General features: G+C 56.6%; 19 protein-coding genes and 1 tRNA gene. 9 read left to right on the forward strand and 11 right to left on the reverse strand.

Annotated elements, in window-relative coordinates:
* Window positions 1-30: 30 nt before the first annotated feature.
* Genes ABGT65_RS08485 through ABGT65_RS08500 form a run of 4 tightly spaced genes read right to left on the reverse strand, consistent with a single transcriptional unit; the run spans window position 31 to window position 2,016 of the window.
* Window positions 31-894, reverse strand: coding sequence for a GIN domain-containing protein (locus ABGT65_RS08485; RefSeq protein ID WP_346701319.1), 864 nt, complete (start codon window positions 892-894; stop codon window positions 31-33).
* A gap of 21 nt (window positions 895-915) precedes the next feature.
* Window positions 916-1,260: a PadR family transcriptional regulator gene (locus tag ABGT65_RS08490; protein ID WP_346701321.1), complete on the reverse strand. Its 345-nt coding sequence runs from the start codon at window positions 1,258-1,260 to the stop codon at window positions 916-918.
* Window positions 1,261-1,272: 12 nt separating this feature from the next.
* Window positions 1,273-1,476 carry a PspC domain-containing protein gene (locus ABGT65_RS08495; RefSeq protein WP_346701323.1) on the reverse strand — a complete coding sequence of 68 codons (204 nt, stop codon included), beginning with the start codon at window positions 1,474-1,476 and terminating at the stop codon, window positions 1,273-1,275.
* A gap of 6 nt (window positions 1,477-1,482) precedes the next feature.
* Complete coding sequence (locus tag ABGT65_RS08500) at window positions 1,483-2,016, reverse strand: PspC domain-containing protein (protein WP_346701325.1); 534 nt, start codon at window positions 2,014-2,016, stop codon at window positions 1,483-1,485.
* Between the two features lie 213 nt (window positions 2,017-2,229).
* On the opposite strand from ABGT65_RS08500, the gene ABGT65_RS08505 reads away from it, so the two are divergent.
* Genes ABGT65_RS08505 through ABGT65_RS08520 form a run of 4 tightly spaced genes read left to right on the forward strand, consistent with a single transcriptional unit; the run spans window position 2,230 to window position 4,790 of the window.
* The gene (locus tag ABGT65_RS08505) at window positions 2,230-2,748 is read left to right on the forward strand and encodes an RNA polymerase sigma factor (RefSeq protein WP_346701327.1); all 519 of its coding nucleotides are present in this window, start codon (window positions 2,230-2,232) and stop codon (window positions 2,746-2,748) included.
* Window positions 2,723-3,313: a hypothetical protein gene (locus ABGT65_RS08510; protein ID WP_346701329.1), complete on the forward strand. Its 591-nt coding sequence runs from the start codon at window positions 2,723-2,725 to the stop codon at window positions 3,311-3,313. The genes ABGT65_RS08505 and ABGT65_RS08510 overlap by 26 nt, the downstream gene beginning before the upstream one ends.
* Window positions 3,314-3,326: 13 nt before the next feature.
* Complete coding sequence (locus ABGT65_RS08515; protein WP_346701330.1) at window positions 3,327-4,286, forward strand: outer membrane beta-barrel protein; 960 nt, start codon at window positions 3,327-3,329, stop codon at window positions 4,284-4,286.
* 12 nt (window positions 4,287-4,298) lie between these two features.
* Complete coding sequence (locus ABGT65_RS08520) at window positions 4,299-4,790, forward strand: DUF4252 domain-containing protein (protein ID WP_346701332.1); 492 nt, start codon at window positions 4,299-4,301, stop codon at window positions 4,788-4,790.
* 464 nt (window positions 4,791-5,254) lie between these two features.
* Here the strand turns inward: ABGT65_RS08520 and ABGT65_RS08525 are convergent, their stop codons facing one another.
* From ABGT65_RS08525 to ABGT65_RS08535, 3 genes are read right to left on the reverse strand one after another with little or no spacing between them, the layout of a single operon-like run.
* Window positions 5,255-5,998: a succinate dehydrogenase/fumarate reductase iron-sulfur subunit gene (locus ABGT65_RS08525; RefSeq protein WP_346701334.1), complete on the reverse strand. Its 744-nt coding sequence runs from the start codon at window positions 5,996-5,998 to the stop codon at window positions 5,255-5,257.
* A gap of 36 nt (window positions 5,999-6,034) precedes the next feature.
* Window positions 6,035-7,981, reverse strand: coding sequence for a fumarate reductase/succinate dehydrogenase flavoprotein subunit (locus tag ABGT65_RS08530; RefSeq protein WP_346701336.1), 1,947 nt, complete (start codon window positions 7,979-7,981; stop codon window positions 6,035-6,037).
* Between the two features lie 40 nt (window positions 7,982-8,021).
* Window positions 8,022-8,726, reverse strand: coding sequence for a succinate dehydrogenase cytochrome b subunit (locus tag ABGT65_RS08535; RefSeq protein WP_346701338.1), 705 nt, complete (start codon window positions 8,724-8,726; stop codon window positions 8,022-8,024).
* 203 nt (window positions 8,727-8,929) lie between these two features.
* On the opposite strand from ABGT65_RS08535, the gene ABGT65_RS08540 reads away from it, so the two are divergent.
* Window positions 8,930-9,466, forward strand: coding sequence for a 5-formyltetrahydrofolate cyclo-ligase (locus ABGT65_RS08540; protein WP_346701340.1), 537 nt, complete (start codon window positions 8,930-8,932; stop codon window positions 9,464-9,466).
* Window positions 9,467-9,531: 65 nt separating this feature from the next.
* On the forward strand, window positions 9,532-10,326 hold the full coding sequence (locus tag ABGT65_RS08545; protein ID WP_346701342.1) for a patatin-like phospholipase family protein: 795 nt from the start codon (window positions 9,532-9,534) through the stop codon (window positions 10,324-10,326).
* Between the two features lie 519 nt (window positions 10,327-10,845).
* On the opposite strand, the gene ABGT65_RS08550 is transcribed toward ABGT65_RS08545, so the two are convergent.
* Both ABGT65_RS08550 and ABGT65_RS08555 read right to left on the reverse strand, forming a co-directional pair.
* Window positions 10,846-12,219: a DUF5723 family protein gene (locus ABGT65_RS08550; protein ID WP_346701344.1), complete on the reverse strand. Its 1,374-nt coding sequence runs from the start codon at window positions 12,217-12,219 to the stop codon at window positions 10,846-10,848.
* A 16-nt stretch (window positions 12,220-12,235) separates the two neighbouring features.
* Window positions 12,236-13,204, reverse strand: a complete 969-nt coding sequence (locus tag ABGT65_RS08555) for a hypothetical protein (RefSeq protein ID WP_346701346.1) — start codon at window positions 13,202-13,204, stop codon at window positions 12,236-12,238.
* Between the two features lie 118 nt (window positions 13,205-13,322).
* Between ABGT65_RS08555 and uvrC the strand changes: the two genes are divergently transcribed.
* On the forward strand, window positions 13,323-15,152 hold the full coding sequence (gene uvrC, locus ABGT65_RS08560; RefSeq protein WP_346701347.1) for an excinuclease ABC subunit UvrC: 1,830 nt from the start codon (window positions 13,323-13,325) through the stop codon (window positions 15,150-15,152).
* Between the two features lie 286 nt (window positions 15,153-15,438).
* Window positions 15,439-15,522, forward strand: a tRNA-Leu gene (locus ABGT65_RS08565).
* Between the two features lie 927 nt (window positions 15,523-16,449).
* On the opposite strand, the gene ABGT65_RS08570 is transcribed toward ABGT65_RS08565, so the two are convergent.
* The gene (locus ABGT65_RS08570; RefSeq protein WP_346701349.1) at window positions 16,450-17,016 is read right to left on the reverse strand and encodes an RNA polymerase sigma-70 factor; all 567 of its coding nucleotides are present in this window, start codon (window positions 17,014-17,016) and stop codon (window positions 16,450-16,452) included.
* A 206-nt stretch (window positions 17,017-17,222) separates the two neighbouring features.
* On the opposite strand from ABGT65_RS08570, the gene ABGT65_RS08575 reads away from it, so the two are divergent.
* Window positions 17,223-18,131: a FecR domain-containing protein gene (locus ABGT65_RS08575; protein WP_346701351.1), complete on the forward strand. Its 909-nt coding sequence runs from the start codon at window positions 17,223-17,225 to the stop codon at window positions 18,129-18,131.
* 225 nt (window positions 18,132-18,356) lie between these two features.
* Here the strand turns inward: ABGT65_RS08575 and ABGT65_RS08580 are convergent, their stop codons facing one another.
* Window positions 18,357-19,460, reverse strand: coding sequence for an IS4-like element ISBf13 family transposase (locus ABGT65_RS08580; RefSeq protein ID WP_032528339.1), 1,104 nt, complete (start codon window positions 19,458-19,460; stop codon window positions 18,357-18,359).
* Window positions 19,461-19,498: the final 38 nt, after the last annotated feature.

The following is a 19,498-nucleotide window of genomic DNA, read 5'->3' on the forward strand; positions in this document are numbered from 1 at the left end:
GGTTGTGTGTGGGGTTTCTGTGTGTGTGGGTTATTTTTTACGGATGCTGCCGCCGCTGGATTTCGTCGACTCGACGCGGCAGTCGCCGCCGTAGCGGACCGATGCGCCGCTCGAAGCCCGGGCCCGGAGCTCCTCCGAGCAGGTTACCGTGATGTCGGAGCCGCTCGAAGCCTGGACGTCGGCACGCGTCGAGACCAGTTCTGCGGCGTTGATCTTGCCGGCCGAACTGCTGCTGCCTTCGAACAGGATCGTGCCCCCTTTGAGTACGATGTCGGCGGCGCTCGATGCGCCGGCCGTGCACGACTGCGCTTTGACCTCGGCACGGACCGTGGCGGCGCTCGACGCGTCGATGTCGCACGTCGCGGCCTTGACCGTCGCCTTGACCGTCGCGGCGCTTGAAGCGTCGATGTCGCACGACTGGGCTTTGACCGACGTCTGGATCTCTGCGGCGCTGGAGGCCTTGACCCGCAGCGCCGAGGTCTTGATCTCGACCTCCTTGCCCTGAATCTCGGCGGCACTCGATGCTTTGAGCAGCCGGAGCGTACGGTTGCCGACCGGAACGGTCACGGTCACCTTCACGTTGCGGACCTGCTTGATTTCGGGGTCGATCGTGATCCGGAGTTCCCGGGCTTCGGCCTGTACGACCACCCACTCCATCAGGTTGTCGTTGGCGTCGATGCGGATCTGGTCTCCCTGCTCCGTCAGGATGACGCGGATGGCGCGCGAGACGCTGATGGCATCGAATTCGGGGACCGGGATCTCCTTCGTGACGATATGGCTGTTGCCCTTGATTACTCTCTTGCCCTGCAGGGTGCTTGCGAAGCAGACGCTGCAGAGGGTGCAGGCGGCCGCCAGCATTACGAACGGTATGGTTATCAGCAGAAATTTTTTCATGACTCGCTGTTTTTAAGGGGTTCAGTTGTTTTCTTCGGTATTTCCGTGACGGATGCGACGGATCTGTCCGACGAGTTCGTCCCACGCCTCGTCGAGCGTGCGGAGGTATTCGTGGCCCTTCTCCGTGAGGGTGTAGTATTTGCGGGGCGGGCCCTGGGGGGACTCTTCCCAGCGGTAGGTGAGCAGACCGGCGTTTTTCTGCCGGGTGAGGATCGGGTAGAGTGTACCCTCGACGACGATCATCTCGGCCTGTTTGAGTTCGGCGATGATCTTCGGAGCGTAGGAATCCCCGCGGGAGAGGATGGCGAGGATGCAGTACTCCAGAATTCCTTTGCGCATTTGCGCCTTTACGTTGTCTTCAGCCATGGTGTTTGAATTTTAACCTTTGGGGTTCTGCGGCACGACCAGCCAGAGGATGATGTAGACCCAGATGGAGAGTCCGCCGAGGAGGATCATGATGAGCAGGGCGACGCGCAGTTTCGAGACATCGAGTCCGAAGTAGTCGGCCAGGCCTCCGCAGACTCCGGCGATGATGCACTCTTCACGGGAGCGGTAGAGGTGTCGGTTGTTGTTTGCAGTCATTGTGTTTCAGGATTTTTTGCGGAACGGGTTGAATTTCCGGGCCGGTTCTTCGGGGATGACGAACCAGAGGATGATGTAGACCCAGATGGAGAGTCCGCCGAAGAGGATCAGCAGCAGCATCACGAGCCGGATCATCGTGGGGTCCGCATCGAAGAATTCGCCCAGCCCTCCGCAGATTCCTGCGATCGAGCGGTTGGTCCGGGACCGGTAGAGTTTTCGGGGCGGGTTCTGTGCCTGGTCGCTTCCCGTTTGCGCGGCGCCGCTCTCCGCTCCCGGGCGGCGGATCTCGCCGAAATCGGAGGGGTCCCCCATCTGGGCCATGGTGGCCCGGACGACCTCGATGGTGATGACGCGCATGGGGGATACGACCCGTTCGCGGAAGATCTCCGCCACGCGGGCTTCGATGTCGGCCATCGTTTCGGCATCGTCTTCGGGGAGCCGCCGGCGGATGTCGTCGAAGTAGCTGCTCAAAAGTTGGCAGGCATCCTGGTCGAGGGTGAACACCACCGAACCGATGCTTACGTTTACAGTCTCTTTCATGGTCGTAACGGCTTTTGCCGGGTAATTTTTTGCGGGTTTTACTATTTTGACAGTGCAAATATAAAACACTTTTTAGTATTATGCAATACAAAGTACTCGTTTTCTTGAAAATTTCTGCAAAAAAGTGCTTTTTCTCGGATTTTTGCCGGGAAAATGGCGATATTTGGAGTTCCGATGTTGCGTTTTGCCCGGCATCTTCGTCTTACAGATACCATGAAGGAATCCGAATTCACCGCTTTTGTCCTGCCGTTGCGCGACCGCATGTTCCGCTATGCGCAGAGCCTGCTGCTCTCGTCGGCCGAGGCGGAGGATGTGGTTCACGACCTGCTGATGCGCCTGTGGAGCGAACACGCGCGGCGGGAGATGCCCCGGAAGGTCGAGCCGTTCGTGATGACGGCCGTGCGCAACCGCTGTTGCGACCTGTTGCGCCGCCGTCAGGCGGACGAACGGCGCCGGGAGGCGGTTGCTGCGACGGGAGAACGCTCGATTGCGGCGGATGCCGAGGGGTGGGAGGTGCGCGAACTGGTGCGGCGGGCGCTGTCGGCCCTGCCGGAGCGGCAGCGGGAGGTGCTCCACCTGAAGGAGATCGAGGGGTACCCGACGCGGGAAATCGCCGCGATGCTCGGTTGCGACGAGGCGCAGGTGCGGGTGATCCTCTCCCGGGGACGGATGGCCCTTCGGGGTATTCTGCAAAAAATGAGAAACGATGAACGAACGACACGAACGGATTGAACGGCTGGCGGAACGCTGGCTGGAGGCGCGGGCGACCGACGCCGAGGAGCGGGAGCTGCGCGAGCTGCTGCGGACGACGGAGGGATTGCCGGAGTCGCTGCGCGAACTGTCGCTGCTTTTCGACGGGTTCGGGGCGCTTGCCGAAGAACGGATGCCCCGTAGCGAGGCGCCCGACGGGGAGTGGGCACTTCGATCCGATGAAAAACCGCTCCGGCCGTTTGCCGACCGTCCCGGTCTGCCGCCCGAATCCGATTCGGCCGCGCAGCTGGACCTTGCCGCGCAGCCCGATGACCGGACCTTGTCGTCCGGCCGGCTGTCCGGCCCGTCGTCCGTCCGCAACCGGTACGGACGTCGGAGGCGGCTCTTCTGGAGCGTTGCGGCGGCGGCCGTTGTGGCGTTGGGGCTCTTCCTCGGGGCGGAACTGCTGCGCAAACCCTACTGCTATATCGACGGCAAACCCGTCTACGACCGGGAGATCGCCCTGCAGACGACCGTCTATTTCGACTCCTTTGCGATCCTCGAAGCCCCGGACCGCCTGGTCGATGAACTGATCGAAAACAATTAAAAACTGAAAAACGATGGATAAACGTTTGATTTATCGCTTTGCTGCGGCTTTTGTCGCGATGCTCCTGCTGGCGTTCCCGGTTTCGGGGCAGACGCCCGAACCTTCGAAGGTCCCGGCAGTCCCGGCAGCCCCGGCCGTCCCGGTGGAGCCGGTGCCGGCCGAACGGGATTCGACCGCGCGGCTGGTGTTGAGCGACCGCCCGATCGCCGCCGACAGTCTGGAACGGATCGATCCCGTGGATACAGATCTGGTGGCGCTGCGGCGTTCGGCCGAGGGCGAGGAGGTGGTTCTCGAGGTGGCGGGCTTCGGCATTACGCTCTCCTCGTTGTCGGACGAGAAGATCCGGGATCGCAATGCGCGGATCAGGCGGCCGCGTTGCAGTCTGGTTCTCTTCTACAAGTCGGAGTGGGGTTACAACATCCCTTCGAAAGTCGATTACGGTGCCTATCCGGCGGGTACGGACTCGTTCTTTGACCTGCGCGGCGGCAAATCGTTCCACTTCTCGACGACGCTCGCCGGACTGAACTACGTGTTCGGCAAGCAACGTCGGTTCGATATGACGACCGGACTGCGTTATACGGTCGACAACTACCGCCTTTCCAACAATTCGATCACGCTCGGCAACGAAAACGGGATGGTTGTCCCCGTTGCGCTCGATGAGAAGGCCGACAAGTCGAAACTCCGCATTACCTCGCTCGGTATCCCATTGCATCTGGCCTACCATCCGGTGAAGCAGATGACCCTTTCGTTGAGCGGTTATTTCGACTTTACGATGGGTGCCAACTCCATCTACAAGAACCCCAAAGTGAAGAATCCGCTTTCGGGAGTCCGGACTTTCCAGTTCGGCGTCGGGGTTGGTGTCACCTATTACCGGTGCGGTGTTTATTTCCGTTACGGCGTGACGCCGCTTTTCGAGAACGGGGTGGGGCCGAAGGTGCATCCGCTCTCGCTCGGAATCTGTTTTGGATTGTAAATCGAGTGTGTTATGAAACGGATTTTGATTCTGATTCTGTTGACCGTGCCGTTCCTGGCGCGGGCGCAGAACGCATCGTGGAGGTTTTTCGACCGCTACTCGAAGGCCGAAGGTTTTTCCAGCGTGCAACTGGAACGCAAGATGATGCGGATGATGAGCCGTCAGGCGGCCGAGAAAGGGGATGCGAAACTGGCTGAACTGTTGGATGGCATCCACTATATCCGGATTGTAACCGTGGATGGCGGGGATTGTGCCACGTTTCTGAAAGATGCCGAGGCGTTGGCCTCTGATCCGGTTTTCAAGTTCCAGTTGGTGATGTCGGAGAGTTCCGGGGGGCAGACGACTCGTTTTTACCTTCGGGAAGCGGAGTTTTACAGCTATTCGGAGTTGTTAATGCTGACTTATGGCCCGAAGGAGACCGTGGCGGTGAATATCTACGGACTGTTCGATTTGAAGCAGGTTTCGCGGTTGTCAACGATCCGCCCGAAGCGTCCGAAGGAGTAGGGCGGGTGCGTGCAACGCAGATCGCCCGCTACAACCAGCGAAAAATCCCCGGAATGCTGTTCCGGGGATTTTCTATTGAAACGTTTTCGCAGGCGTTAGTCCTTGAACTTGGCGGATAGGAATTCGCGGTTCAGGCGGGCCCTGCTCCTCCCTTTTCCAAAGGGAGGTCGGGAGGGATTGTGAACAACGGTTGCGTAAAACGCAGATCGCCCGCCGCGAAACAGAAATCCCCGGAATGCTGTTCCGGGGATTTTCTGTGGCTACGCTTACCGTATCCGTTAGTCCTTGAACTTCGCGGAGAGGAATTCGCGGTTCAGGCGGGCCCTGCTCCTCCCTTTTCCAAAGGGAGGTCGGGAGGGATTGTGAATAACGGTTGCGTAAAACGCATATCGCCCGCTACTACCAGCGAAAAATCCCCGGAATGCTGTTCCGGGGATTTTCTGTGGCTACGCTTACCGTATCCGTTAGTCCTTGAACTTCGCGGAGAGGAACTCGCGGTTCAAGCGGGCGATATGCGTAATGGAGATCTGTTTCGGGCATTCGGCCTGGCAGGCACCGGTATTGGTGCAGTTGCCGAATCCGAGTTCGTCCATCTTGGCAACCATCGCCTTGGCGCGGCGTGCAGCCTCGACACGGCCCTGGGGCAGCTTGGCCAGCGACGAGACGCGCGCAGCCACGAACAGCATGGCAGAACCGTTCTTGCAGGTCGCGGCGCAGGCTCCGCAACCGATGCAGGCTGCGGCATCCATCGACTCGTCGGCATCCTTCTTCGGAATCGGAATGGCGTTGGCATCGGGCACCGAGTTGGTGCGCACGGAGATGAAACCTCCGGCCTGGAGAATCTGGTCGTAGGCCGAACGGTTCACCACGAGGTCCTTGATGACGGGGAATGCGGCCGAGCGCCACGGTTCGATGGTGATCGTTGCGCCGTCCTTGAACTTGCGCATGTAGATCTGGCAGGTCGTAGCGCCCTGGCTGGGGCCGTGTGCCTGACCGTCGATGTGGAGCGAGCACATGCCGCAGATACCCTCGCGGCAGTCGTGGTCGAAAGCCACGGGCTCCTTGCCCTGGTGTACGAGGTCGTTGTTCAGGATGTCGAGCATCTCCAGGAACGAGGTGTCGGCCGAGATGTTCTCCACCTTGTAGGTTTCGAACGCTCCCTTGGATTTAGCGTCCTTCTGACGCCATATCTTTAATGTGAAATTCATTGTTTTTCGATCTTAAAGTTCAACGTCAAAATGGGCTTAGTCCTTGTAGTTGCGCTGTGCGGGGTGTACGAACTCGAAGTTCAGGGGCTCCTTGGTCATCTCCGGGACCTGGTCCATGCCCTTGTACTCCCAGACGGCGGCATAGGTGAAGTTTTCGTCGTCACGCTTGGCTTCACCCTCTTCGGTCTGGTGTTCCGTGCGGAAGTGACCGCCGCAGGACTCCTCCCGGTTCAAGGCGTCGCGGGCCATCAGTTCGCCCAGTTCGAGGAAGTCGGCCAGCCGCAGTGCCTTTTCGAGTTCGACGTTGAAATCGTTCTCGCGGCCTACGACCTTCACATCCTTCCAGAACTCCTTGCGCAGGGCCTGGATTTCGGTGATGGCCTTCTGGAGCGACTCTTTCGTGCGGGCCATTCCGACGTTCTCCCACATGATGTGTCCGAGTCTCTTGTGGATGTCGTCCACCGACTGCTTTCCGTTGATCGAGAGCAGTTTGGCAATCTTCTCGCGCACGCCCTTCTCGGCCTCGTCGAAGGCCTTGGTGTCGGTCTTCACCTTCGGGGCCTGGATCTTGTGCGAGAGGTAGTCGCCGATGGTGTAGGGCAGGACGAAGTAACCGTCGGCCAGACCCTGCATCAGGGCCGAAGCTCCCAGACGGTTGGCTCCGTGATCCGAGAAGTTGGCCTCGCCGATGGCGTACAGGCCGGGGATCGTGGTCATGAGGTTGTAGTCGACCCAGATGCCGCCCATGGTGTAGTGCACGGCGGGGAAGATCTGCATCGGCTGCTCGTAGGGGCTGACGTCGGTGATCTCCTCGTACATGTCGAAGAGGTTGCCGTAACGCTGCTTGATGATGTCTTTTCCGAGGCGCTCGATGGCGGTCTTGAAGTCGAGGAAGACGGCCAGACCGGTCTCGTTCACGCCGTACCCGGCATCGCAGCGCTCCTTGGCGGCACGCGACGCCACGTCACGCGGCACGAGGTTACCGAAGGCCGGGTAGCGGCGCTCCAGATAGTAGTCGCGGTCCTCTTCGGCGATGTCCGAGGGCTTCTTGGCGCCCGAACGGATGGCCTTGACGTCTTCGAGTTTCTTGGGAACCCAGATGCGGCCGTCGTTGCGCAGCGACTCCGACATGAGGGTCAGTTTCGACTGCTGGTCGCCGTGGACGGGGATACACGTGGGGTGGATCTGCGTGAAGCAGGGGTTTGCGAAGCCGGCTCCCTTGCGGTAGCACTGGAAGGCTGCCGAGCCGTTCGAAGCCATGGCGTTGGTCGAGAGGAAGAAGACGTTGCCGTAGCCGCCCGTGGCGATCACAACGGCATGGGCGCCGTGGCGCTCGATCTCACCCGTGACGAGGTTGCGGGCGATGATGCCGCGGGCCTCGCCGTCCTCGATGACGATGTCGAGCATTTCGTGACGCGGGTAGCTCTTGACCGACCCTGCGGCGATCTCCTTGTTGAGGGCGGCATAGGCGCCGAGCAGCAGCTGCTGGCCGGTCTGGCCACGGGCGTAGAAGGTACGCGAAACCTGCGCACCGCCGAACGAACGGTTGGCCAGCAGACCGCCGTACTCGCGGGCGAAGGGGACGCCCTGAGCGACGCACTGATCGATGATCAGGTTCGAGACCTCGGCCAGACGGTAGACATTGGCCTCACGGGCGCGGTAGTCGCCGCCCTTGATCGTATCGTAGAAGAGACGGTATACGGAGTCGTTGTCGTTCTGGTAGTTCTTGGCTGCGTTGATACCGCCCTGTGCGGCGATGGAGTGTGCGCGGCGGGGCGAATCCTGAATGCAGAACACCTTGACGTTGTAGCCGAGTTCTCCGAGCGAGGCGGCTGCGGAGGCGCCTCCGAGACCCGTACCGACGATGATGATGTCGAGCTTGCGCTTGTTGGCGGGGCTTACGACCTTGATAGCTGCCTTGTGGTTGCTCCATTTTTCGGCGAGCGGCCCGGCAGGGATTTTAGCATCTAATTTTAAAGCCATATCGTTTGTGTGTTTATTGTTCTACAAAAGCAGGGTTTGATCAGCAGGCGCCCGCGATGCAGGGGCAGAAGAAGTAGACGAGGACCACGGCCGCGAATCCGAGGAAGATGATCGTCGCAACGATGTTGGCGATGCACTTCAGCCGGGGATACCAGGTGTCGTTGGCCCATCCCACGCTCTGGAACATGGACCATACGCCGTGGGTGAGGTGGAACCAGAGGGCGGCGAACCATACGAGGTAGATGACCACGTAATACCATTTCGAGAAGGTGTAGGCGATCAGCGCGGCGCCGTCGGTTGCGGCGATCATCTGTCCGCCGACCATTGATTCGTGTTCGCCCATGATCTCGACGAGCTGCATCTTCGACCAGAAGTTGATGAGGTGGAGCAGCAGACCGGCCAGGACGATGAATCCCAGCACGAGCATGTTTTTCGAAGCCCAGTCCACACCGGGTTCCTGGACGGTAACGGCATATCGCTGCGAGCCGCGGGCCTTGTAGTTTCGGAGCGTGAGGATGATGGCGTAGATGAAGTGAATCAGGACACCGGCGGCCAGGATGACGGTGCCGGCCAGGGCATACCAGTTGGCCCCGAGGAATTCACAGATTGCGTTGTAACCCTCCGGCGAGATGATTGCCGTGACGTTCATCGACATGTGGAAGAGGATGAAGAGCACGAGGAAGCAGCCCGTCACACTCATAACTAACTTCTTGCCGAGCGAGGAATTGGATAGGAAACAGCTCATAATTTTTTGAAATTTGTTATATTTGTTAATGATTTGTGCGTTTCTGTTGTTTTCCCGGCAAAGACGGCGCCGTTTTCGACCGGAATCCGGGGCGGAGGCCGGAACGGGGGATCTTCGTGGCGGGAATGCCTGCGCAAAGATAGCCATTGTTTGCGGAATAACAATAAAAGAGGCGGGAAATTTACAGCTTGAAAGCGGGTTTTATGACTAAAAGTGAGCTTCGGAAAGCGATGCGCTCCCTGAACCGGGGTGTGGAGGCCGCACGGCGGGCTGCGGTGTCGTTGCAGCTCGTTGTCCGGGTGGAGTCTCTTCCGTTTTTTGCGCAGGCCCGCACGGTGGGTCTTTACTGCGCGCTGCCCGACGAACCGGACCTGTCGGAGGGTCTGCGGCGCTGGAGCGGTTCGAAGCGCCTGGCGCTTCCGCGGGTCGAGGGCGATGCGATGCGTCTTTTCGACTACGATCCCCGGACCCTTGTCCGGGGAGCCTTCGGAATTCTCGAACCGGGGCCTGAGGCCCGCCTCTGCCCGCCCGGGGAGATCGACCTGCTGCTGATTCCCGGCGTGGCCTTTACCCGGGAGGGGGCGCGTTGCGGCCGTGGCCGTGGGTATTACGACCGTTATCTCTCGCAGCCCGGGTTCCGGGGCGTGAAGATCGGCATCTGCTATGCCCATCAGGTGGTTGACGACCTGCCCGTCGAGGCGCACGACGTGCGGATGGACGGCTTGATTTTTGTGGAATGATCCGGATGCCGCGACCGGTCGGAGACCGGAGCGGTCAGCCGCGGAATGAATAATAGACGGAACGGATGAAAAAGAGACGAGTAGCCCTGGTGCTGGCCGGAGGCGGAGCCCGGGGAGTGGCGCATATCGGCGCCATCGAGGAGTTGGAGCGTCAGGGATTCGAGATTGCGGCGGTGGCCGGGACTTCGATGGGCGCGCTGGTCGGAGGGGTGTACGCTTCGGGCCGCCTGACGGAGTTCAAGGAGTGGATGTGTACGCTCGACAAGTACAAGGTCTTCGGGCTGGTGGATTTCACCCTCAGCTCCGAGGGCCTGGTCAAGGGCGACCGGGTGATGAAGGCCATGCAGGAGCTGATTCCCGATGTGCAGATCGAGCAGATGCCGGTTCCGTTTGCCGCCGTGGCGGCCGATCTGCTCACGGGGCGCGAGGTGGTGCTCGACCGCGGCGGGTTGTACGAGGCTATCCGGGCCTCGATCTCCATCCCTTCGGTCTTCCGGCCCGTGCACCGCGACGGGATGGTGCTCGTCGACGGCGGGACGGTCAACCCGCTGCCGTTGAACCGGGTTCGGCGCGAAGAGGGTGACCTGTTGGTCGCCGTGGATGTAAGTGCGCCGTTCGGAGCCGACCCGACCACGCGGGCCAACGCTTCGCTCAATTACTATAAGGTATTGATCGCCTCGTCGCAGATCATGCAGCAGCACATCACGCAGCTGATGTGTCGGCTTTACCGTCCCGACGTGCTGGTCCAGATGCCTGCCGACAGTTACGGGATGTTCGAGTTCTACCGTTCGGCGGAGCTCATCGAGGCGGGCCGTGCCGCGACACGGGTGGCTCTGGCCCGGCAGTTGGAGCAGGCTTAGATGCACCGATGGTGTCGTGACGCCTCGGGCCCGGCATTCGGAACGGTATGGTTTTTGTGTATGAAGGGAGGAGCGAAAAAAGCGACGGCCCGTCTTGAAGAATTCAATAAAAAATTTAGTGACGCAACTTTACACAAATTTTTTGGGCCGTCGCAATTTTCCCGGGCATGGCCGAAGGGGGTGTCACAGGAGACGTCCGCAATTCACTCATCCTCTGCAAAGATAAACAAACTTTCCGGACTTGCAAGATCTTTGCTCGAAAGTGGCATGGGTGTGTCCAAAATGTCGAGAAAGTTGGACTTTTCAGCGTTGTTTTTCCCGGATTTTTTTGGTTTATGCTCTTTTTGCCTCTTTTCCGTCCGGAATGGATACATAGAACACGAAGTCGTCAGGGCTTCGTGTTCTGCGTATTCGGGGGGGGTGGGAAACTCCTCTACGCCCCCCCCTCTCTGAACATTATGCGCTTCTCTTGCCTTCCCTCTGAACATTACACGCTCCTCTCGCCCCTTCCCTGAAAATTTATTTCCGGTCGTTTCCGTGGATGTAGGCGGCGATACGGTGGCTGCGCTTTCCGAGGGGAATTCCCACTCCGAGGGTCAGATTGGCCGAACTCTGCTTGATGGGCACCCATTGCGGGGTGCGTTTGGTGAGCAGCAGGTCGGTGGCAACGAAGAAGTTGATCCATCCCGGGCAGAGGTTCAGGCCCAGACCGACGGCGCTGCCGCGGTTGTTGAGTACGGAGTAGCTTCCCGTGAGGGTGAACCAGCGGGTGGGATGGAAGTTCACCGAACCGGTGATGTTGTGCATGGTCTTGTACTCCCAGAAGCGGGCCGTATAGAGGAGTCCGAATCCGACCCAGTGGTTCCAGAGTTCGTATTCGAGGCCTGCATTGACCGCTGCGCGGAGCATTTTCGTGGATTTTGGGGTGTCGGTCTGCGTGAACTTCATCATTTCGAAATCGAAATCGGGGGCCGATTCGGTTCCGTCGCCGGAGACTGCCACGCCGGTAAATTCGGCCGTTTGGGTCGAGACGCCCGAGACGGTGCTGTTCTTGTTCCAGTTGATGAATCCCAGGTCGTTGACGGCGAGTGAAGCCTGGAGGTTGGGCAGGATGTCGTAGGTTGCTCCGAGGTCTACGGCGAATCCGTAACCGGCGGGTTTGCGGGGTTTGTAGTCGATATCTCCGAACTCGAAGATTCCGGTTTCGGGATCGGGTTCTACGGAGGCGCCGTCGACCGTCATGTCGATGGTTCCCTTCGTGACCACGGCCCAGCGGTCCTGCTGGAGCGAGACGTCGAACTGGTCGTAGTTGACCTGTGCGCGGGCGATTCCTGCGAGGAACTTGCCTCGGATACCCACGTAGAGCCTGTCGTCAAGCAGCGGGAACGAATAGTTGAATCCGGCTTCGAGATAGGATTCGATGGCGGCTCCGAAGTTTTTGATGCTTCCCTCCTGCCCGCGTTTGAGGAATTCGAAGAGCGATTTGGGAAGGTTCATGCTCTCGTTGGCCCGGATGTTGACATCGAAGGACCAGAAATTCTTGTGGTTTTTGGTGAACTTGCCGAATCCGAGGAGGTTGATCCGGGTATCGAGCCCCATGAGGTTGTTGGTCTTGAGGTTTTGGAGCGCCTGGTCGGGGGTTACGGAGCTGTCGAGCAGCGTGACGAGTTTTCCGTCGCGTGCGAAGAGGATGTTGTCGAGAGCGATGTTTCCGCTCAGGTTGATGTTCATGCCTCCGATTGCGGGGAGGTTGATGTAGCCGCGCAGGGGGGCGAAGGCGGGGTTGAACTGCGAACGGAAGGTCGAACCCTCCATGAAATAGGCCGTAGGGTTCTGAGCGGCGAGGCCGGTGGTCAACAGGAGTGCTGCCAGCAGGAGATATGTTTTTTTCATGATGGGGGTGTCGGGTTTAAATGTCGAACTTCAGCGCTCCGCGTTTGATGAGGTGGAGGTTGATTGTGAGTTGAGGTTGAGTCTGCTCATCCCCTGCCGTTCCGCGGTCGAAACCCTTGCCGGGATAGTATTTGTCGATGTTCACGGCGATCTCGATCGTGAGGCCCCGGACGATGGTTTGCAGGTCTTCGGCGAAGAGCCGGGTTTCGGGCATGGCGTTTCCGTCGCGGTTGGCCTCGATTTGGGCCGTGAAGGAGACTTCGGTCGGGGTGAAGACCGGCGAGGCGGTGATGGAGACCGGCAGACGGTTGTCGATGGTTCCGGCCATGTGGAGCGTATTCTTGGGTTCGGCGACCTCTTTTCCGTCGAGGTTTTTGACGAGCATGTCGATGACATCGTCGCTGAGGTCGATGCGGTCGACGGAGTAGGTGAGTGCGGGGAGGCTGACTTCGAGCCCCGTCAGATAGCCGCGGGCCAACTCCTCGATCTTTTCATTGAGGAGCTGACGCAGCCGTTCGTTGTCGGTGTACTGTCGGATGAATTCGTCCTTGAACTCTTCCGCGGAGACGCCGGGGAGCAGCGACGAGAATTCGGTGTAATATTTTTCCTGCAGGAGCGAAGCCACCTGGTCGAGTTTTTCGGAGTCGGAGGCCATCTGGCCGAGCAGTGCGGAGAGCACCCCGATGACGTATTGGTCGTCTTCCACCAGTCGCTGGACGGATACGAAATATCCGTTTCCGTCCTGGTCGGGCAGTTGGTTCGGCAGCCAGATGTCGGCTTCGTCGAAGACGGTATCGATTGCCTCCCCGTCGACATCCGTGAGTTCGTCCATGCTGATGTAGACCTTCAGGAGCGGGACTTCGAATTGCGAACTTTCGTCACCGATTGCTATATCGTCGGTACTGATCTTCGAGAGATCGTACTCCGAGTCGACGCAGGCCGTTGCGCAGGCGGCGCACAGAATCAGAGCGTATAATTTCTTCATAGGCGTGGGAATGTTTGCAGACGTTGCAAAGATAAGCGATTCGAACGAATAAATCAATAAATCGGACGTTTTTGTCAAGTTTCATTTTCGTGATATATTTTTTACATTTGCATTCTGTATGAGCGAAGGCGTCAAAGATTCGTTGAAGGAGCAGGTTGCGCTGCTTCCGCTGTCTCCGGGGGTCTACCAGTTCGTGGACCGCACGGGGACGATCATCTACGTCGGCAAGGCCAAGAGCCTTCGCAAGCGGGTTTCGTCGTACTTCGTGCAGTCGAAGGAGCACAGTGCGAAGGTCCGGGTTCTGGTGAAACAGATCGCCGAGATCCGCCATATCGTCGTGGGGAGCGAAACGGACGCCCTGCTGCTGGAGAATTCGCTTATCAAGAACCTTCAGCCGCGCTACAACATCCTGTTGAAGGACGACAAGACCTATCCGTGGATTGTCGTGCGGCGGGAGCCCTTCCCGCGGGTGCAGTCGACGCGGCAGCTGCTGCGCGACGGTTCGCAGTATTTCGGGCCCTACGGTTCGGTGATGATGCAGCACAGCGTGCTGGAGTTCATCCGGGAGGTGATCCCGCTGCGGACGTGCAAGCTCAACCTCTCGCCGGAGCAGATCGCCCGGGGCCGCTATACGGTCTGCCTGCAGTACCACCTGGGCAATTGCAAGGGCCCCTGCATCGGGGCGCAGAGCGAGGCGGAGTATTCGACGCTGGTCGGAATGGTGGTTTCGGTGCTCAAGGGGGACCTGCGTCCGGCGCGCCGGTACCTCGAAGGGGAGATGTCGCGGGCGGCCGGGGAGTTGCGCTTCGAGGTGGCACAGCGCTACAAGCAGCGGCTCGACGCGCTGGACCACTATGCCGGGAAATCGGTGATCGTGAGTGCGCGGATCGTCGACGTGGATGTCTTTTCGCTGCTGCCGGACGACGATGTGGCGTGGTGCAACTTCGTGCGGATCCGCCACGGTTCGGTGGTGGGCGTGCAGACCGTGAAACTTTCGACGGGCATCGAGGACGATGAGCGCGACATGCTGACGCTGGCGATCCAGTACATGGTCGAGAACGTGGCGGGGGGCGAACTGGCCCGGGAGGTGATCGTTCCGTTTCTGCCGTCGACGACGCTGCTGTTCGACGGCGTGACCTTCACGGTGCCCAAGCGGGGCGAGAAACTCGATCTGCTGGAGTTTTCGCGCAAGAGTGCCCGGATCTACCGGGCCGAGCAGTTGAAGAACCTCGAAATCCGGAATCCGGAACGTCATACCGAACGGTTGATGAACGCCCTGCAGAAGGAGTTGCGGCTCGACCGTCCTCCGCGGCACATCGAATGCTTCGACAATTCGAACCTGCAGGGGGCGCATCCGGTTGCCTCGTGCGTGGTTTTCCGCGACGGGAAGCCCGCACGCAAGGAGTACCGGCACTTCAACATCAAGACGGTGGAGGGCCCGGACGACTATGCCTCGATGCGTGAGGTGGTCTATCGCCGATACAGTCGGCTGCAGGCCGAGGGCTCGGAGCTGCCCGATCTGGTCATAGCCGACGGCGGCAAGGGGCAGATGGGGGTGATCCACGAGGTGCTGGAGGCCCTGGGCCTCGACATTCCGATTGCCGGGCTGGCCAAGGATGACCGCCACCGCACGGCGGAACTCTATTGCGGTTATCCGCCGCTGTTGGTGGGGGTACGGCCCACCTCTCCGGTGTTCCACTTTCTGACGGGTGTTCAAGAGGAGGTGCACCGGTTTGCCATTTCGTTCCACCGCCAGAAACGGAGCAAGGCTTTTATCCACAGTGAGCTGGAAGGGATTGAAGGGATTGGTGCGAAGACGATCGAGACGCTGTTGCGTCATTTCCGGACGGTGGAGAAGGTGCGTGCTGCGAACTGGGAGGAGCTGTCGGCGCTGATCGGCCCGGCGAAGGCGCGCAAGGTGCGGGGCTATTTCGAGGGGGCGAAGTGATTCCGCCGGAGTTTCGGTGAAGTCCGGGGGTGCGGTTTTGAAAATAATTCGGGAAAAATGCTTGCAAACGGGGAATTTTTTCTATCTTTGTCCACCCGATTCGCCGCGAGGGGCGTGGATACGATCCGGTGGGAGTGCTTTGGGGGCCATGGAAAAGGTTCTGAAGCGGAGAGTTTTGAAGTGGAGAGACTTTGATGCGGAGAGATTTTGAGGCAGAGAGGTTTTGAAGCGGAAAGGCTTTGAAAGTCCTGAAACCGGAAGGATCGGCGTCTGGACGCGGAAATCAGCCCGGATGGCGGAATCGGTAGACGCGTTGGTCTCAAACACCAATGACAGCAATGTCGTGCCGGTTCGACCCCGGCTCCGGGTACGAGGAAAAAATCCCAGACAGTTGTATGGCAGCTGTTTGGGATTTTTGTTTTGCCCTCCGTGTCCGCATTTTGTCCGCATTTTCCCCACATGTGTTGTGAAAGATGTTTGACTAGGCTATTGGGCGAGGTAATTCTTCGCCAAAAATAGCCTTGTTAAATTGGTAAATCTACTCCTCTACTTCGAGCAGGAATCAAATCGCCTCAAAAATGACGAATGGTAGAATCGAATAATTTTAGTCGTTTTTCGGCAACATTTGTCGGTTCGCCATCTGAGCAGTCGAAACCCTTTATACTCTTCAAGAGCCTCCAGCCTCAGAGACAGCAGTTTGAGGCCGCTTACAGGTACTATGCGCTACGGCATCCAGACTGGACGCTGCGACTAGCTGCTCCTCATATATGTATACGATGCTGTTCTGGGACTGCTGGATGTCCTTGCTTTTCCGTTTTCAGGTGTAAATGGTTGTGCGATTAGGTAAAAATTCGTATATCTTGAGTAGAGAAAATTGTTTTACTGCAAGCGATATAAGAAAATTATCGTAAAAAAAGCAATTGACAGGTTAGTTGTAAAATAGAGTTCGATCACTTTATTTTCACGATTTCAAAGTAATCCTTTTTTACGGAATCCGCAATAATAATATCGAAGCCTCGGCAAACATATTGAATGCCTGTTTAAGATTGGTTATATTATCGAGCTAACAATTTGTTTTTTACTGTTGGCCGTATCTCTATGTATTTCGGCTATTGATTGATCGTATTTTTTAATCTCCTTTTCGATGGTAATATTCTGCAGCAGTTTGAATCCTGACCGGTCGATTCTAGTACTATTCGACATGCAAGCCTGCGAAGAGCGGCAACAGGAACAACTGCACAGTTAGAAAAGACAGAAAAAGCGAGGTAGTAAATGATGCAGCTTGTTGGACGAATGGCTATTTTCCGAAGAAAAACAACAGGCACAAGGGCAGATAGTCTTTTAGGGCGTGTCGCAGAATTTGCAGGGCGGACTGTATCTCTGACGTGACCCTCCGCACTGAAATATCGTACCGCTCAGCAATCTCTGCATAGGTCAGAAGTTCGATGCGGCTCGCGAGAAATATTTCGCGTGTACGCGCCGGCATTTTGTCTAGTTCCGTCCTGAAAATATCCAGAATTTCATTGCTGAGCAGTTTGTCGAACAGATCGTCCTGAGACAACGACTTGATCGAAGACTGTACGAGTTGTATGTCGGTGGGCGAAAGTTGCCGGTGGCTGTTTAACTGCCGCAAGTATAAGAAGCAACGGTTGCGTACGCACATGTAGGCATACCCGCGCATGTTGGTTTCGTCCGCTAATTCCCCTCTTCGCTGCCAAATGCGGACAAAACAGTCCATGACGATATCCTGCGCCGCATCCATATCCCGCACGTAGGAGAACGCGATGTCGATGAGACGTGTATTGTTTTCGGAAAAGAATTTTCCGAAATCCTCGGGATTGAATATAGAGCCGTTGCGCTGCAAATCGAAATTTTATGCAAAGATAGTTTTTTTTGTTCACATGTATTGTATTTGAATTTATAAATAAATTTTGTAATTTTTTAAATAAATTTATTTGATATAAAAAGCGTTTTTTCGCTGTAAGACTTCCCTGTTTATGTGTTTTGTAATAAACATTATTTAAATAAAACGAAGTGGAAACGGAAATTTTGCATAAATACCTGAGCGGGATGACGACACCGGAAGAGGAGACTCAAATTGCGGAGTGGCTCTCTGCCGACCCGAATAATCAGAAAGAGATGGATACGGCCCGGTTCTTGTTCGATACGGTCAAACTTTACGGAGACAAGATACAGCCCACTCAGCGGCGACCGCTCGTAAGGTGGCGGACAATCGGTCGCTGGGCCGCGCAAATCGCTGCGGCAGTCATGATTGCCGTAGGGGCCGGATTCTTCGCAAACAGATATTCGATCGGCGAATTATCCGATAAGCACCACTCCATTTACGTACCTGCGGGACAACGTATGGAACTTACGCTGGCCGACGGAACACGTGTATGGATGAACTCCGAGTCCCGGCTCGAATATCCGATTATGTTTGCACAGGATGTCCGGCACGTGAAATTGATCGGAGAAGCAATGTTCGAAGTCGCGCACGACAAGTCTCATCCGTTTATTGTGGAGACTTTCGCTTCCGATGTCCGGGTGCTCGGTACAAAATTCAGCGTCGATGCGAACGAAGCGCACCATCGGTTCTCGATAACCTTGATGGAGGGTTCGGTGCGGATTTCGAACCGGCTGGACCCAAGCCAAGCGAATATCGTCATGAGACCGAATGAAAAGGTCGATCTCATCGGAAACTATTTATACACGTCCAAGCTCGACGATTACGATGCTCCATGCTGGATGAACGGACAGCTCGACATTACGGGGCTGTCGTTCACCGAACTGATGGAGAAGATGGAACAGGCATTTGCCGTCCGGGTAGTCATCAAATGCAGCTCTTTGCCTTCGACCGCCGGCATCGGCGGCAAGATCCGCATAAATGCTGGAGTCGGCAATGCATTCAAGTGGCTTCACTCCTTGTTGAACTTCGATTACGAGATAGATGAAGCGGAGAATACGATAACGATCAAATAATCCGAATATAAACCTAATCCATACTGCCTATGATGAATCCAGAAACGTAAAATTCCGGACATCCGACAAAAAAAGCCTGCGAAGTGGAAGTTCGCAGGCCCGGTAAAAAGATCGGATGTCTTTAGCTAATCACACGAATCTAATTACCAAATTTTTTCACAAAAGTATGAATAAAACAGCGTTCTCCCAAAAAATAAGAAAACTGTTTGAACTTGTATTCATCCTCTAAGTACATGACAAAAATTTGAATACATCAAATTTCGGGACATAAATTGGTCGAAAAAGCACGTTGGAGATTTCCTCCAAGCCGTACTTTACTAAAGATTTGGCTTTACGTCCATGTTTCAATGTCTTTATAGGCTTTACGTTTTCATCTTTATGTTCCCCAACGAGATACGCCCATACAAGAGCAATACAAACCATTGCCAGAAGTCTTGCAATCCGCTCTGTGTCGCGCAAATGCGTGTCTTCGATATTGAATCCGGAGGATTTCATAGCCCGGAATGCGGTCTCGATCTCCCATCGCCTTTTATAAGTGTCGACACCCTTTTCCGGGCGTTTGAAGCAGATGAGGATCTGAAGTTCAGGCACACCGTCGGAGTTCTTGATTCGGCTTCCGGCAAGATAAACGTACTCACCTTTGTGCAGGAAAAGCTTGTAATAAAATCTTTCCTGCCCCACTTTCAGGGAATTGAAGAGCCACCATGCACGGATTCTTTCCCCTGTGGAAGGCTTGACAAGCCAGAAATTCTGCCGGATCCGGATATAATATCGTATATGATTGCGGTTGAGCCAACCGATCCAATCCTTGCCGACAAACTCCCGGTCGGCAACAAGAGAGTCGATGCATTCGGAGCCGAACAGCCGGACAAATCGTTCAACGATTGCCTTGCGTTCCTTCCAATTGGAGTTCCCTTTCTTAGGCAGAAGGCTGAACATCAATGGGAATGCAATCCCCTTGTATGCCACGCCGAGCATGAGGATGTTGATGTTGAAATCACCGAACTTCCAGTTTGTACGGTCCATGCTCAGCACCAGCCCTGTCTTGACGGGAAGCAGAGAGTATATCATCTGCGCCACAAGGTCAAAGTTGAGGGCGTACTTGGCTATGAATCTTTGAATGCGGCGAAGGTTGGAGTCCCTTTCAACAGAGGTTGGCATTGCCGCCGCGAGTTTATGGAGGCTTACGGTCTGTACTACACACAGGGCATGGAGCATGAAAGCCATAAACTTTATGCGGGCCAGATTCATCGATTTCCCAAAATGTTCTTGCATCATCGGAAGGATTTGGTTAACTTTGCCCAAGTCCTTAAAGTCAGTTGTCTTCATACGAAAAAGCGGGCAAACTTTTCTTTAAAGATACTGAT

Origin of the sequence: uncultured Alistipes sp. (assembly GCF_963931675.1) — a bacterium.
Taxonomy (GTDB): domain Bacteria; phylum Bacteroidota; class Bacteroidia; order Bacteroidales; family Rikenellaceae; genus Alistipes.

What these genes read in the sequence shown, in the direction of transcription:
- ABGT65_RS08495 (WP_346701323.1), bottom strand. Translation starts at nt 1,476, where the DNA reads ATGACTGCAAACAACAACCGACACCTCTACCGCTCCCGTGAAGAGTGC.
- ABGT65_RS08575 (WP_346701351.1), top strand. Translation starts at nt 17,223, where the DNA reads ATGACGACACCGGAAGAGGAGACTCAAATTGCGGAGTGGCTCTCTGCC.
- ABGT65_RS08580 (WP_032528339.1), bottom strand. Translation starts at nt 19,460, where the DNA reads ATGAAGACAACTGACTTTAAGGACTTGGGCAAAGTTAACCAAATCCTT.
- ABGT65_RS08515 (WP_346701330.1), top strand. Translation starts at nt 3,327, where the DNA reads ATGGATAAACGTTTGATTTATCGCTTTGCTGCGGCTTTTGTCGCGATG.
- ABGT65_RS08520 (WP_346701332.1), top strand. Translation starts at nt 4,299, where the DNA reads ATGAAACGGATTTTGATTCTGATTCTGTTGACCGTGCCGTTCCTGGCG.
- ABGT65_RS08505 (WP_346701327.1), top strand. Translation starts at nt 2,230, where the DNA reads ATGAAGGAATCCGAATTCACCGCTTTTGTCCTGCCGTTGCGCGACCGC.
- ABGT65_RS08490 (WP_346701321.1), bottom strand. Translation starts at nt 1,260, where the DNA reads ATGGCTGAAGACAACGTAAAGGCGCAAATGCGCAAAGGAATTCTGGAG.
- uvrC (WP_346701347.1), top strand. Translation starts at nt 13,323, where the DNA reads ATGAGCGAAGGCGTCAAAGATTCGTTGAAGGAGCAGGTTGCGCTGCTT.
- ABGT65_RS08535 (WP_346701338.1), bottom strand. Translation starts at nt 8,726, where the DNA reads ATGAGCTGTTTCCTATCCAATTCCTCGCTCGGCAAGAAGTTAGTTATG.
- ABGT65_RS08485 (WP_346701319.1), bottom strand. Translation starts at nt 894, where the DNA reads ATGAAAAAATTTCTGCTGATAACCATACCGTTCGTAATGCTGGCGGCC.
- ABGT65_RS08550 (WP_346701344.1), bottom strand. Translation starts at nt 12,219, where the DNA reads ATGAAAAAAACATATCTCCTGCTGGCAGCACTCCTGTTGACCACCGGC.
- ABGT65_RS08540 (WP_346701340.1), top strand. Translation starts at nt 8,930, where the DNA reads ATGACTAAAAGTGAGCTTCGGAAAGCGATGCGCTCCCTGAACCGGGGT.
- ABGT65_RS08510 (WP_346701329.1), top strand. Translation starts at nt 2,723, where the DNA reads ATGAACGAACGACACGAACGGATTGAACGGCTGGCGGAACGCTGGCTG.
- ABGT65_RS08500 (WP_346701325.1), bottom strand. Translation starts at nt 2,016, where the DNA reads ATGAAAGAGACTGTAAACGTAAGCATCGGTTCGGTGGTGTTCACCCTC.
- ABGT65_RS08545 (WP_346701342.1), top strand. Translation starts at nt 9,532, where the DNA reads ATGAAAAAGAGACGAGTAGCCCTGGTGCTGGCCGGAGGCGGAGCCCGG.
- ABGT65_RS08525 (WP_346701334.1), bottom strand. Translation starts at nt 5,998, where the DNA reads ATGAATTTCACATTAAAGATATGGCGTCAGAAGGACGCTAAATCCAAG.
- ABGT65_RS08530 (WP_346701336.1), bottom strand. Translation starts at nt 7,981, where the DNA reads ATGGCTTTAAAATTAGATGCTAAAATCCCTGCCGGGCCGCTCGCCGAA.
- ABGT65_RS08555 (WP_346701346.1), bottom strand. Translation starts at nt 13,204, where the DNA reads ATGAAGAAATTATACGCTCTGATTCTGTGCGCCGCCTGCGCAACGGCC.